This is a genomic window from Bradyrhizobium sp. 190 (assembly GCF_023073415.1).
Lineage (GTDB): Bacteria > Pseudomonadota > Alphaproteobacteria > Rhizobiales > Xanthobacteraceae > Bradyrhizobium.
This window is the reverse complement of sequence record NZ_JADPJL010000012.1, coordinates 380,446-393,848: the sequence shown is the minus strand read 5'-3', so window position 1 is coordinate 393,848 and position 13,403 is coordinate 380,446. Positions and strand designations below refer to the sequence as shown.

The window sequence follows — 13,403 nt, the reverse complement described above, 5'->3', positions numbered from 1 at the left end:
GTTGCAGCCTGTGGCGCCGATCACGGCAGGGGATGATCCGAATTCGTTCCTGCAGTAAAGGCCAACATCAATCTGCCGGCCAATCTGAAGCAGGCGCTCTGAGGCTGGTGTCAGCGAAGGGAGGCGAGCCGAGTTGAGACCCCATATATCGCTTCGACTGAACAATCCACGATCAATCGAACCAACTTCGTTGCCAGCGGATTGCTGCTCACTCACGGTACCCCATAAGGATATCTCGCCTGACTCCCAAATGCAGTGAAATTAGCAAGAAACGTGTGCAAATCAGGATAGCGGCCGGTAGCTAGAGCCGTAGCTTGCAGGTCCTCCAACGCCGTCATCAACAACTCTGCTTCCCGAAGCCAGTGTGTAAAGGCATGGAAAGCGGGATAATCCAAAACTACGCCCCTGATTCCTTCATTCGCCATCGTTTGAACAGCGGCTACGTAGGACGCTCCTTCGTCCGCGAACAGTTCTTTTACTACAACCGCGCAAAATGGCTCGCGCGCCCCGATCGGTAAGTCCACCCTCTCTCCATCGATCCTTAGCTCGACCGTATCACGTCCGCGCAAATGCTTGGCTGCTCCGATGGCTTGTCTTAGTCCCTTCTCCAAATGAGCGCCTGACGCCTTACGCTTCCTCTGTAGCGATCGGCTCAAGCTCAACTCAGTATTGGGACTGTCTTTCGCCTGAATGATGAGTAGATGCTTGTGCGAGACGGCAAGCCCGTCCGAGAATTCCTTGTTTGTATCTGCCCTCAGCGGATTAATCGCCACCTGCTCACCGGAGAACGTCCGTCGAAGGGCCGTTGCTATGTCCCGCTCTTGATACGGCCCTGGGCGCTCACGCACGAGTTCCGAACGATTGGCACCATCGCTCCCCAAATAGTCGACTCCCATCGGATCAAGATCGACAATGAGGAGGTCGCTGGGCGCCAATTCCTCGACGAATGTGACGGAGATCGCCCGCTCATCGTCTCTCGCCGAGCGAAGTGCAAACCAATGGTCTAGCCCCTTGAAGGCGGCCTGTGCGCGACTCTCGGTAAACTCGAAAAGTCTCCAGGTGGTCCCATCCGTGAGGCAACTTCCACCATCCCGAACATTTGCGCGCCAGCTCATCCACTCTCGACAATGCTCGTCAAAAAAATAGATGTCCAACTTCTCGTAACTAAGAATTTCGCGAAGGTCCCCAACCAAGTCATCGTCAAACATCGGCGTCTTGATTACCAGTGGCTCGTCTTCATCATCGAAGAATGCGGCAACAAGCCCGAGCGTCGTACCTAGATTTGTGGCAAGTGGCACGACGTAAAACTTGAAGCCCTTCTTGATTTTCGCCGTCAGGATTATCTCCTTCGGGGCCTTGATCGCCAGCGCTAGAGCATCTGTGTCCTTACGCCGGATTGGGAGGAGCCCATGGGGCAATAAGCGAATATCTTGCAATACTTCGGGATACAAAATGGTCAGCATTTGGTCTCCACTGCACTCAAACCGACGATGAGCAAAGCCTAACGAGCTGAATGCCGGGCTCTTTCTACCAGAGCACGATTGATAGCACTAAATGAGGGGCCGGATCATATGCCCAACAAATGAGTATTTTTCATGCGTAGAATCTTTGCGCTCAAATGGATTGGGGTGACCGAAATCGACGAGAATTCTGGATGAGGTTATGCAATTCTGCCATCAGCACTTTAGCGAAAACCGCCACGACCATCTCGCTTCACGACGGCGATGTGACCGAGGATTGCTTTGTCCGCAAGCGAGTAGAGCATGCCCGCGTGATGAGTTCTTAAGCCGAACATGGATCTGACCTCTACAGCAAGCGCGAGATTCCGTCATCGGGCGAAAGCTTCCCGGCTTCGATGTTGCACTTTGAGGTCTTTAGCGCGCCCGCGACCGAGGGATGAAGGCCGTCCCATCGATCGTGCGCATCCGTTGTTCGGCGCGTGCCGGCAAGTAGCTCTTCCATGGGCTGCAAACGTCTGGACTCATCGGTCAGATACTGAAAATGCACGGCTAAGCCAAGCAGCGCGCACGTACGAATGTCGTCGGGGTGCGTCGCTGCGCTACTCCACTGGCACCGCTTGGCCTCGACGGGCGCACAGAATTTACCGTAGGCCGACCGCACCCCTTCCTCTTCCAGGAACACGGCATCTGAAACGCTGCTGCTGACTAGGTGTTCTGGCAGAACGCGCTTGCCACTGACCGACGACGCGCGGAGTTCGTTGGGCAACACGCGCCCGCCCGAGACGGCGCAGGGTCGAAGCACGTCGGGAGCGACGATCTTGCCGGTCTTGGCGCAACGTTCGGCTTCACGAGGCAGCAACAACCGTCTTGTTTCCTGACACCGCACAAATTCCTGAGCGTGTCCGCGCGTACCGGAAAATGCAGAGATAGCCTCCTGGTCCAGCCGATAAGGTCTGCCTGAAATCTCGCTTTGTCCGAGCTGCTCCTTCAGCACGTCGGCCTTTGTGAAGGCGCATGTTCCGAAATGCGCCGGCTCTCCCTTGCGGCCGCTGATGGCGCATTTCTTTAGCAACGTCCGATCGACAACGGCATTCGTGATATCGGACATACCGGCCTCATCGACGAGCATTGGCTTTCCAGACAGCGAGCAGCGGAGAAGATGTTCTGGCAAGGCATAGCGGCCGCTCACTTCAGAGCGAGCAAGCCGGTGCTTCATGGCGCGAGTGCCGGATAATGCGCAGGTGGCGAGGCAGTCGGCTGGCACAATGAGGTGCGCCAGCGCGCACTGCTCCAGTGCGGGCGCCGACTCGATGCGACCGTCGGAGGGCGAGATGACGAGCTCGCTCTCATAAGACGCGCCTTCCAATTGATAGCTCACCATGAGGTTGGCGCGCCGGCTAACCTGTCCGTCTAAAGCAACAAGAGTGGCATCGATCCGCGGCGTGAAATCGTCTTCAAGCTTCTTGCGTTTGCGGACGTCGCTTCCGGCGGCGCGCAATTCGTTCTCGCGCCGTTCGAGGTAGAAGCGGCTGAATTCGACAACGTTCGGATCACGGAGCGCTTCGTCTAGGATACGGGCAGCGTCCGCACCGACCATTTCAGGCTGCTGCAGTAGTTCGGGCAGTGAGTCGAGTGCCGTCGCCGCTTGAACTTCGTCGGATGGTTTGCAGTCGATGGTTACAATGCGCTCGTAACTGTCGTGACCTGTCGTCGCGCGTACGCGGGCAGTGGCATTTCCCTCAAAACGCCGTTGCGCACCAAGCACGGTGACTTTGAGTAGATTACCACCGAAATCCGCCACCCAGCCGCACGCCAATTCCTCCAGCTTCCGCCGCGGTTCGTCATCGGCGTCATGCACCTGATGAAGGCCCGAAGCCGTCACCCGGTCGACGAGTCGTAGGAACGACGGGCTTCCTGGATGGTAAAGCGGTGCCTTGGCGTAATCGACGCCAGCATCTTCGCGGAACCGGACATACTCCGGTGCTCCCTTGATGGTGACGCGTAGGACACCGGGCGCGACCTCACTGATCGTGCCACCAAGATTGGCGAATGCCGCGCGAACGAAGGGCTCGAACTCCATCGAAGGGCGAACTTTTTCGAGCGTCGGGGTCTGCGGCCCGACATATTCGTAACCGTCCATCGCGCCGAGCGTGATGTCGATGTTGGCCTTTTCCTCTTCGAGGGTTTTCTTGGCCGCGTCGATGCTGCGCGCAATCTTTTCAGCGGCCGCCGCCATGTCGCGTCCGGCAAGGGCGGCGACCACAAGCTCGCGGATCTTCTCGTCGAAGCCGGCGCCCTCCTCGCCATCGCCGACCCCTGATGCCTCAAGTAGCGATTCAATATCGCCGATGGCGTCCGTCGCCATCTGAAGTTTGGTCATCAGACGACCGACGATGTATTCCTCAAACGTGCCGGCCAACATGACGTTGTAGATGACAACATTCTTGTGCTCGGAGCCCAAGCGCTGAACTCGACCGATGCGCTGTTCGACGATCATCGGATTCCAAGGCAAATCGAAATTGATCAGCACGTTGGCAATCTGGAGATTGACGCCCTCCGAACCGGCCTCGGTCGAGACGATGGCTCGTATCTCGGGGGGATCGGCGCGAAACCTGGCGATGGTGTCCTGGTTCCGCTGGCCGGACGACCCGTTGATGATGCCGACCTTGAGGCCGAGCCCTTCAAGAAAACTCTGAATGGTTGTCTGGGTCTCGCGCCGCCCCGTGAACACCACCATGCGCCAGCCAGTCGGATTCTGCTGCTGCAGCATTTCGACGAGTTGCCGGAGGCCCTCAAGCTTCGCGCTCGTTCGCATGGGCACTACGATAGCCTGCACGGTTGCCGCTAACTCCATAGGTACGGTCTTATTGCGAGCCATCGTTTGGAGCTGCGCCATGAGCGCGTGCGGGCTGCTGGTCAGCGCCTGTAGGATGCTAATTTGCGAAAGGCGATTGAGCTTCTGAATGGGCTTAGCAATGGCGTTGATGAGCTCAAGCTCCTCCGACGACGGTGCGACCTTGTGCAGTTGAATCTTGCGCTCAGGAAAATCCAGATTGGCGTCGCCTCGACGCACGCGCGACATGTAGCCATACACGATCTTGCGGAAATCTTCCCGCGCGTCGGGTTTTAGAACGCGCGCGGTTTCGCGTTTGTCGGCGATGAAGCGGCGGGTGAACGCACCCTCGCTGCCGAAGGGATTTTCGTGTCCCCGCGCGACGGTGAGCAGGTCGACCAGCGAGTAGAGATCCCATAGCCTGTTTTGGATTGGCGTCGCGGTGAGCATCAGCACGTAACGAAAGCGGCGTTGCTGCAGCGTGCGATGAAGACCTTGGCGACTTGCGGCGTAGGATCGACTCCGTAGAGATTACGCAGCTTATGCGCCTCATCCAACACCAGCATGTCGAAGCGGTCGTCGGGTATCTTGTCGAGATGCGCGCGAGCCGAATGGTAGGTCGTGATGACTGCGCCGACGTCGGCAGGCTTGACCGAGGCGAGCTTGCTTCCGGTGACCACCTCACCCCGAATATCGAATTTGGATTCCAGTTCGTCCTTCCATTGGGGGCCGAGCAGTTTTGGCGCGACGATGAGGATTTTGGCGACGCGATTGCGCGCAATCAGCTCGCTTGCGACGAGCCCGGCCGAAATCGTCTTGCCGAGGCCGACGTCGTCCGCAAGCAAAGTCACTGGCAATCGGCGGCAGAAGGTGATGAGATTTTGGACCTGATGATGAAAGGGCTCCAGCCGATCCTTCCAACGGGTCTCGGATTTAAAATCGTCTCGGCTTTCGATCACGATAGGATCGGTGAGCCCCCACTCCAGCGCCGCGCGATAGACCGCGTATTCGCCGGGTGACCGGGCGCGTCGCAATATCTTGGTTTGTAGCCCCCGCCCCGACGACATTACACGCCAAACCCTGCCTGATAAATTTAAGAGTGCCGTCGGATTTGTCCGCCTGCAAGCCCCACTTTCGCGGGTCCCCAAAGACAACCCATGGGCGTCCGCGATGACAGATCAAAATGAGAAATGCGTCAGGCACGCGCGTGGCCACGGTCGGCAAGTGACCCGAGCGCCACCGATGGCCGCGGGCAAAGAGCTACCACTGCAGGGGGAACAAATCTGCGACGATTACCTGCAGGGCTGTTGGCAACGGTTGGTCAAGCAAGCGGACCCGCTGAGGACCAAGCATTAGCAGGTGTCACGGTAGCTATATGGTAGCTAAGGCAGCTTTCGGATTTTCGCGGATTAGCCCTAACTGCTTGATTTCGTTGGTACAGTTGGGTGGGCTCGAACCACCGACCTCCTGTTCCACAGACAAACCACTTCTGTGCATGCACGGCGGAATGTTCGACGGAGGTGAGTGTTCGGTTTTTGCTCGCACGCGGTCTCCGAAACGCGCGCTGTTGAAGTGAGTTGCGGCGCAAACCCATCGACCAGCGATCACAATCGAGTCATTACGCCGCGTCTGCCCGCGCCGATTCTACGCTGCGACTTTCCTCCTGCCGCTTCCACGGCGCTTCCACGAGCGAAATTTCCAGCCAAGTTTAGCGCAGCAAAAAGCCCTCGAAAACGAAACGTTCTCAAGGGCTTAAAACTTGGTTGCGGGGATAGGATTTGAACCTATGACCTTCAGGTTATGAGACGGATAGCGATCCAGATAGTTGATTGATATTTAAACAGAATTCCGTACCAAAAATATTCTTGTGCTAGAACTTGTGCTAAATCAGTAGCTTAGATACCCCCCAATGTGACATACGTCACACAATTAGGCAACCCCTCTTGACGACCCTCCCACCTGGGACTCAACGTGGATTATCGCTCGCCGCCGAGCTCTTGGTAGACTGGCACGCCCTCCCCAAGCCGGATTTGCCGGTTCGTTTTCCCTTCAGATGTTCAAGAAAACAAAATCTTAGGCACGCCCCCTGCCCTTTCTATTGCCGGTTCTTTTGCCGGTTTGAAGCGCAGGACAATACGCGTGAGCTATAGAAACGCGCTTCCTATAGCTCATCAGACCTTTCGCCTACTTGCTGTACGCCTTGATGATGGCCCGGCGCCGTTGGGCAGCGGTGAGACCTTGCTTATCGGCCTTGGCGGCCCGCCGCTTCATTGCCGGGGTCAGTTTGATGCCCTCTACAGCGCTGATCTGCGCAAAGGCCACAGCGCCCAGCACGAACGGTTTGGCTCTTGCTCTCTTGGCGCGAAGTTCTCGGTCAAGTTTTGCCTTGAGGAGTTCTTCTTCGGGATTGGCAAAGCCAAGGTCTGCGAACACGTTACCGCTGCCGACGGTCACCTTCTTATCGTTGCTCATTATTCGTCTTCCTCTAGAGAAGACTTTATCTCCAAAAGAGCTTCTTTGAGCGGCGGCAGATCATCCTTCACCGCCTTCCAGATAATCTGACCATCCACACGCTGGTACTCATGCCGCAGGACATTGCCAATGCCGGCGATGTCTTTCCAGCGGACTTCCTTGTGGGGTGTTTTCAGCTTCTGCTCAAGATGACGGCTGGCCTCTGAGATCACTTCTACGCCGCGTTCTACCGCCGAACGCAGAACCCATGAACGCTGATAGTCCCGAAAAGATTTTCCCTTAATGGCCTTCTCGATACCCCGAATGGCTTCCAGCATGTCGTGGATGCGGAGCAAGGAGGTACGTGTCGGCATTAGAAGACCCGAGTAGCCTCAGACTCGATCTTCTTTCGGATCAGGGGGTGCAACCCATTCCGGGTGGTCAAGTCGACTTCAACCCCCATGCCTTGCTGGAGCAACCGCTTGGCGGCTACCAGGTCAAAAGCATTGAACTTGCTGCGAGGGTCGTAGTCGAGAAAGAGATCAAGGTCACTTTTGCTCGTAGCTTGGTTACGAGCGGTCGAGCCGAACAGGTACAACGACGTTGCCCCATACTCTTTGAGAGCGGTGGAAAAAGTACGAAGTTTCTTAACAGCTGCTATCCGGTTCATGGGCCAATCCTACCATAAACATATGGGACCCGCCAAAAGCGAATTCTAGTGGATTGAGCTTCTCAGGAGGCCCTGTGTACGAAATCCCACGCCATTCAACCTAAGATTTTCAAATAGTTACCTCAAGGTTTTCCCAATGAGGCCGGGCTACTCACCCTCGTCCAAGGCAGCCAACTGCCTTTGCAACCCAATCTTATCAGCCAACATTCCTCTCAAGGCTGGGAGGACGGACGCCTACTGTCGGTAGTGCCAAAGGTGGAGTGCCACCACACCAGAAAAGGAGTATTGTTAAGCTCTAAGCAAGGAGGAGAACGATGACCAAACTTCCAAAAGCTACTCTCTCTTACAACGAGAAGAAGGAATCATGGGATCTACGCCAGGACAAAACGAACAAGCTCGTGAAGTCCTTTGATAACAAAGCTGAGGCCACTGCCGGTGGGGCTCTAGAGAAAGCTCTTGGAGCGGCAGGAGGCTCCGTAAAGATCCAGAAGCAGGACGGGAAATTCCAAGAGGAACGCACCTTCCCACGCAGCGCGGATCCCAAAGAATCCAAAGGTTGAGCGGACTCTCACTATATGAGACCCCATGAGTAAGTAGAGCATTGTTACGCGTTGGAGAAACAAGCGAGAATCCATGAGCCACGTAGAAAGACTCGGGAATCAATTTTCGATTCCGCTTGAACCCGACGAGGACGGGTATATCGGCCGTGAATGCCCGGTTGATTCATGCCTGGGCTATTTCAAGATCAAACCTGGCACGGGTCTAAAAGATCCAGCTCCCTGTCACTGCCCTTACTGTGGGCATACTGCCGAACATGACAAATTCTTCACACCGGCCCAACTTGAATATGCTCAATCAGTGGTTTTTCGGCAGGTCGCAGACGCCTTTCAAAAGGACCTGAAGTCGCTCGAATTCGATCACAAGCCAAAAGGTGGATTTGGGATCGGCATCAGTCTCAAAGTAAAAAACTCTCCCTTACCGCCTGTTCGCTCCTATCAGGAGAAGCAGCTTGAAACGAAAGTGGTTTGTGACAAATGCACGTTGCACTTTGCTATTTACGGCGTGTTCGGGTGGTGTCCAGACTGCGGAGCCCACAACTCGCTGCATATCTTGATCAAGAATCTCGAACTCGCGCGAAAGGAGCTTACCCTCGCAGAGACCCTGGATACCGATTTGAGCGAGCACCTGATCGGTGACGCCCTAGAAAACATCGTATCCGCGTTTGATGGCTTCGGGCGCGAGTTGTGTTCTCAAAAAGGCTCCGACATTCGCTTCCAAAATATCACTGCCGCGAGGCGGCGAGTTCAGGAGACTTTCAGTTTCGATTTTGCTGCTGACCTGGACGCAGACTCTTGGGCCATTATCGTTCGGGCGTTTGAAAAACGGCACCTGCTTGCTCACAAGATGGGGGTGGTGGATGAAGACTACGTTCGTAAGGCGGCTGATCCGGATGCAGTAGCAGGACGCCGTGTTCGTGTATCCTCCGACGAGGTAGCACAGGCCATTGGGATCGTTGAAAGTCTTGGCCAAAAGCTTTTCACGGGCTTTTCGGCACCGACCCCACCTTCATAAGGCTGCAAGACCTTATGTTTTTCCCGCTCGAACTGGCGATATATTCTTTCAGTAACAATGCGATAGATGATTATCCATCCCATCATTGCCAGTTCTTTTGCCGCTTTGAAGTGGAGTGCCCTAGTGCACCGGGGGCCGAACGGCTGCGATACAGGTCTCATCGCTTATGCTGCATTTTTCTCACGCGGAGGAAGCTGCTTACCAAGCAAGCGCCCCTCGGGCCCTTTATCCGTAAGCCTCAGGCGGACAAACGGCTCAATGTCAAAGTCAGCGAAGTGATCGCGCGGCAGCGAGCCAACGTTCAAGCAGCAGATATACTGGAAGCCATATTTTTCCGAGTTTTCTGCGGCGAGCTTCAAAGCCGCCGCATATTGGCGCGGGTCCACATCCGCAAAGAGCGAGCTGTCATGGATGAGAGCCAGAAAGCCCTGTCCGCGCTTCGCCCAGACGCTGGCAACCGTAAGATCAAAACAGAAAACGACCATCTGATCAACGCCATCGCTTCCTTCACGGTCGATTGTGAATGAGAACGAATAGCCCTCCGGGCCCACATCAACGCCCAGACGACCTGGTCGGCCATAAAGAACCTGAGTGTACTCAGCAAAGAGAGCGCGAACCTCATCGATTGCTTCTCGCCGATCCTCCAAATCGCTTTTCAACAGGGTCTTGTCGCGCGCAATTCCGGCCGCGATCTCGTCGCTCTTCCGATCGACTGCCTTTCGCTCGTCGATTTGAGACAAAAGAACCTGATGACGCGCATTGAGATCGGTATGAGTACGCTGGAGCGCTATCAGAGTATCTATTGCTCCGCTCGTCCGCAGCACGCCAAGCAGCCGCTGCTTCTCCTTCGATAGCTGGTCTGTTCTCTCGTTCCGCTCGTTTATTGCATCACTGAGACGAGCTATCTCCCCTTGCAAGAATTCCTTGCGATTCCGGTACACTTGCTCGTGGAACGAAGCCACCTCACCGAGTGTTCGAAGGGCTTCTTCCTTAAAAATGGCACCCGCATCTTGAAGAATGGCCAGTGGTCGCGCTCTATCCGCTTCTGGCACTTCCGTTGTGCTTTGGAGGTAATAATCGCGAAGGCGAGTATCAGCGAAATTTTCGTTTATAGTGTCGTGCAATTGACGGTCGATGGCACCTAGATTCGCCTCTAAATCGCGATAGTCTTCGCGGACGTTGAACGCTTCAACCTCCTTTTGTTTTGTCCGCAGCAGCGTTTCTAGCGTAACGCGTTCAGCTTCAAGCTCTCCAATTGACTTTTGGTCCCCTGAACTTTCGGCAGTGCGACGCAATTTCGAGGCGTCCTTGAGGTGGCCCCGGTTTGCTATCTGATCGAGGATGGATCTTTGAAGTCCCCAGTTAAGCCCCAACAAGAAGCTGAGGGTGAGTCTCTTTGAAGCGCCCGGCTGTCCCTGAAACGATAGCTGTGGATCGGTGAAAGCTGGCTTTCCAACGCGCATCAAGTAACCGGCTATGTCACGGAACGAAGGCTGATAAGTTCCTGGCTGCGTGCGTGCAAAGGGAAAAAAGCGCTCCGAAAGCACCCATTTCCAGTCATCCAGGGAAATTGCGACCATCTCGTCATCGAGGGCTTTGCGTTCGATCGAAAGGGCTTCGACCAGGGATTTACTGACTACAATTTCCTTTGGCGTCGCCGTATTCCGAGAAACCGTTACGAGGGCTTCGCCGAGTTGCAAATCGAGACCGAAAGTTACACCGGCCAGATCGGGATGATTGAGAGCCTTATCCCTGGCCAAGTCACTGCCCAGGCAGAAGTGTATGATGCGGATCAGGGTCGTCTTACCAAGTCCATTGGTGCTTTCGGTTTCCTTCGAATCTTCAGCTGTATCGGCCAGCACCACGTTAAAGCCCGCGTCAAATCGAGCCTCCTTGAACGTTGCGAGGTCAGACCAAACGCGCCGGATCATTGCGATGCACCAGCTTCACGGGTCTGCACCAGAATGCCACGGCGTAGGTCCACAATGCGCGCAGCAAAAAGCAAAGTAAGAGCTTCTGCGTAGCGATCGAAAGTACGGACTTGCGGCATGGTCCTCACACGGTCCCACAACGAGGAAACAGTGTCATTCGAGCCTAAATCACCGAGCAGAATTGATGCTACACCCAGTATCGAGGAATCAATGGGGACGTACTTTGTGGGAAGGACAGACATGGCAATTACTTCTCAAAGACATCGCAGATAACGAACAGGTGGGTAAGGATGCACAAGCCTGCGACTTCCCGAGCTTTATCAGCGCCACCGCCGCCTGACCATTCGTACATGGCTAAAAAGAGATCGTCCCCAGCCAGTCCCTCAGCCCGCAACGCATCATACCGGGTAACGAAGCCGTTGCGCAGACGTTCGGGAAATCCAGCATCCAACTGTGCAGCATCGAGCAGCACGCGCTCTACCTCTTTTGACTTTGCCGCGCCCAAGGTCAGGAGTGCAGTTGATGTCGCGCCAAGCTTATTCTTCGCAATCTTCTCTGCCGGGGGGATATTTCCGTAATCTCCGTTACCGACCACTGCCGGTGCAAGCAGTGCGCGCGCGGCAACCTCAAGCTCTGCATAGCCGATGTCCGTAAGTCTTGCCGAGAGATTGTCGCGGTAGCGGCGTTCGTGTTGCTGTTTCCAACCGAGAAGCGTCTCTGCAGTAAAGGTCTCGTGCTGCCCATCTATAATCACGTGATGGGTTGGGCAAAACAGCATCAGGTTATCTGCCTGGTTACGCTCCTTCTCGGTCATCCCGGGCTTACCGCGCGGTCCCTTGTCGCTATGCGCATAGATATGTGAAATCTGCCCGACCACAAGGTCGGTGGAATCCACGGTCGCATTCGCAATAACCGGTTCGTTGCAAGTCGGATGCGCGCATCTGTTGCCAGACAGGGCAAACAATATTTTCAGGGTTTTTGGGGAATAGTTGCGTGCAGGTGGGCTTGCCTTGGCAGGCGGCTCGCTGGGTGTCGAACTGAGAGAGTTCACAGGGTCCCGTTTCCTATCACGCGCTTGGCTTCTGTTTGTTGGCTGGCAGTTGACTACCACAAATTGTGTGCCTCGCCGAGGGCCATGGAGCAATACTGCACCATGTTTTCGCATTTGGACGCGGAAGCAAAGCGCCGTTGCAACAGTCGGCTGCATGGGGTGCGGCGGCTGGATTGAACCCTAAGGGCCCCCCTCCTTCGCAGGTTGCTGGGAAGGTAGGCAACGGCCTCGGCCGCCTTCGACGCGGCCGTTCAGTGGCGCTCGACGTGGTTGAGCCGATGAACTTGGCGGCAATGCCCTCAAGCTGCATAAGCTCCATCTGAAAACCGCAGAAACAGATCGATTTTCTCTACATCATGCACGCTCGCAACATGATTCAGGAACGCAATGTTGGCTTCGTGTGAAGCGGAAATAAGATCGCGGAGGAGGTTCACGTTTTCCAGGCTTGGTCCTGACAGAGCTGTTCGGTCTGCCGCAACTTCATCGCGCTCCGTATTCGTGAAGTAGGTATGCATCTTACCGAGTACACCGACAACCACATCAGACAGTTGGATGCCGGGCTCAGCTTTGGAATCCGCAAATCGGAAATTTGTAACCGGGCTGCCATTGCTCGTAAGCGGCGATGCCAAGAGCCGATCTCGAATGCCCTCCTCCATATCCAGGATATGGCTGGAATGCTTGAATAACGCGATGCGGCCCAGATAGAAGGTACTGAATTCATCGATCAAGAGGTTGGATGGATATCCCTCGATGAAGTCCAGGCTTTCCAGCGTTCGTCCGGCCCTGAGAACACTTCTGAGAACCGTTTTATTCTGCACCGGCAGAGCGGCGCTGTAGTGGTCAACCAGCTCAACGAGCTTTTCCAAGAACGGCTTACGCCCCTCGGGTGATAATCCCGGATACCCGTAATCATGGAACAGCTTGATGGTTGCGGCGACATTGCATCGCAGAACCTCTACCAAGTCACTCTTCAGCAGGGAGTGGTAGGGAAAGAGCCCGCGATCACCAAGATTGGGCAATATCGAATCGATGATATCGGCGATCGACCAATAGAGCGGGTCCAGGTCGTGGTAATGGATCATCAGCCCACTATCGGCAATCCACCGCAAGAACGTGGTTAGCTTCCTGGAAGCCAATACACCCAGGAAATCACCCTTGGCTACATGCTCAAGCTTGATCTCAACGGCCGACTTTTGAATACGCATCGCCTCGCGGAGCGACTGTATCTCAATCGGTCGCGGCCCGCCCTCATGCGCGATGCCGCCCAACACGAACACCTTCAGTTCGGCAACGTTCAAGCGACCCGCATTGATGTGCAACCGACGGATATTGTTGGTTTCGTCGTGGTAAAATGTATAGACGTGGTCGGCCTTGGTCAGGCCGTTCAGCTGTATTCCAGCATTCCGCAGCTCGTCTATGTCCATCTACCGCAAGC

Annotated in this window: 12 protein-coding genes and 1 tRNA gene; 2 read left to right on the top strand and 11 right to left on the bottom strand. The window is 55.4% G+C overall.

All coding sequences use genetic code 11. The annotated features are described in order from the left end of the window. Nucleotides 1–212: 212 nt before the first annotated feature. From IVB22_RS10975 to IVB22_RS10945, 7 genes are all read right to left on the bottom strand, one after another. Nucleotides 213–1,463, bottom strand: a complete 1,251-nt coding sequence (locus IVB22_RS10975) for a hypothetical protein (protein WP_247517335.1) — start codon at nucleotides 1,461–1,463, stop codon at nucleotides 213–215. Between the two features lie 343 nt (nucleotides 1,464–1,806). Beyond that, nucleotides 1,807–4,743: a DEAD/DEAH box helicase gene (locus tag IVB22_RS10970; RefSeq protein WP_253075340.1), complete on the bottom strand. Its 2,937-nt coding sequence runs from the start codon at nucleotides 4,741–4,743 to the stop codon at nucleotides 1,807–1,809. Continuing rightward, complete coding sequence (locus tag IVB22_RS10965) at nucleotides 4,743–5,327, bottom strand: SNF2-related protein (protein WP_253075338.1); 585 nt, start codon at nucleotides 5,325–5,327, stop codon at nucleotides 4,743–4,745. The genes IVB22_RS10970 and IVB22_RS10965 overlap by 1 nt, the downstream gene beginning before the upstream one ends. Nucleotides 5,328–6,053: 726 nt before the next feature. After that, nucleotides 6,054–6,202: transfer RNA gene (locus IVB22_RS10960), tRNA-OTHER, on the bottom strand. Between the two features lie 275 nt (nucleotides 6,203–6,477). Beyond that, entirely contained in the window at nucleotides 6,478–6,765 is a 288-nt protein-coding gene (locus IVB22_RS10955; RefSeq protein WP_247517334.1) for a hypothetical protein, read from the bottom strand. Beyond that, the gene (locus tag IVB22_RS10950; protein ID WP_247517333.1) at nucleotides 6,765–7,082 is read right to left on the bottom strand and encodes a DUF86 domain-containing protein; all 318 of its coding nucleotides are present in this window, start codon (nucleotides 7,080–7,082) and stop codon (nucleotides 6,765–6,767) included. Before IVB22_RS10950 ends, IVB22_RS10955 begins: the two co-directional genes overlap by 1 nt. 35 nt (nucleotides 7,083–7,117) lie before the next feature. Then, a complete protein-coding gene (locus tag IVB22_RS10945; RefSeq protein WP_247517332.1) occupies nucleotides 7,118–7,414 on the bottom strand; it encodes a nucleotidyltransferase family protein in 297 nt (98 codons plus the stop codon). A 314-nt stretch (nucleotides 7,415–7,728) separates the two neighbouring features. On the opposite strand from IVB22_RS10945, the gene IVB22_RS10940 reads away from it, so the two are divergent. Both IVB22_RS10940 and IVB22_RS10935 read left to right on the top strand, forming a co-directional pair. Continuing rightward, nucleotides 7,729–7,974, top strand: coding sequence for a DUF2188 domain-containing protein (locus IVB22_RS10940; RefSeq protein WP_247517331.1), 246 nt, complete (start codon nucleotides 7,729–7,731; stop codon nucleotides 7,972–7,974). A 73-nt stretch (nucleotides 7,975–8,047) separates the two neighbouring features. Continuing rightward, a complete protein-coding gene (locus IVB22_RS10935; RefSeq protein ID WP_247517330.1) occupies nucleotides 8,048–8,986 on the top strand; it encodes a hypothetical protein in 939 nt (312 codons plus the stop codon). Nucleotides 8,987–9,150: 164 nt separating this feature from the next. Here the strand turns inward: IVB22_RS10935 and IVB22_RS10930 are convergent, their stop codons facing one another. From IVB22_RS10930 to IVB22_RS10915, 4 genes are all read right to left on the bottom strand, one after another. After that, entirely contained in the window at nucleotides 9,151–10,917 is a 1,767-nt protein-coding gene (locus IVB22_RS10930; protein WP_247517329.1) for a DUF2326 domain-containing protein, read from the bottom strand. Then, nucleotides 10,914–11,159 carry an ABC-three component system middle component 6 gene (locus tag IVB22_RS10925; protein ID WP_247517328.1) on the bottom strand — a complete coding sequence of 82 codons (246 nt, stop codon included), beginning with the start codon at nucleotides 11,157–11,159 and terminating at the stop codon, nucleotides 10,914–10,916. The genes IVB22_RS10930 and IVB22_RS10925 overlap by 4 nt, the downstream gene beginning before the upstream one ends. Before the next feature lie 5 nt (nucleotides 11,160–11,164). Then, a complete protein-coding gene (locus IVB22_RS10920; protein ID WP_247517327.1) occupies nucleotides 11,165–11,812 on the bottom strand; it encodes a hypothetical protein in 648 nt (215 codons plus the stop codon). Nucleotides 11,813–12,267: 455 nt separating this feature from the next. Continuing rightward, a complete protein-coding gene (locus IVB22_RS10915) occupies nucleotides 12,268–13,392 on the bottom strand; it encodes a DUF3800 domain-containing protein (protein ID WP_247517326.1) in 1,125 nt (374 codons plus the stop codon). Nucleotides 13,393–13,403 lie beyond the last annotated feature (11 nt).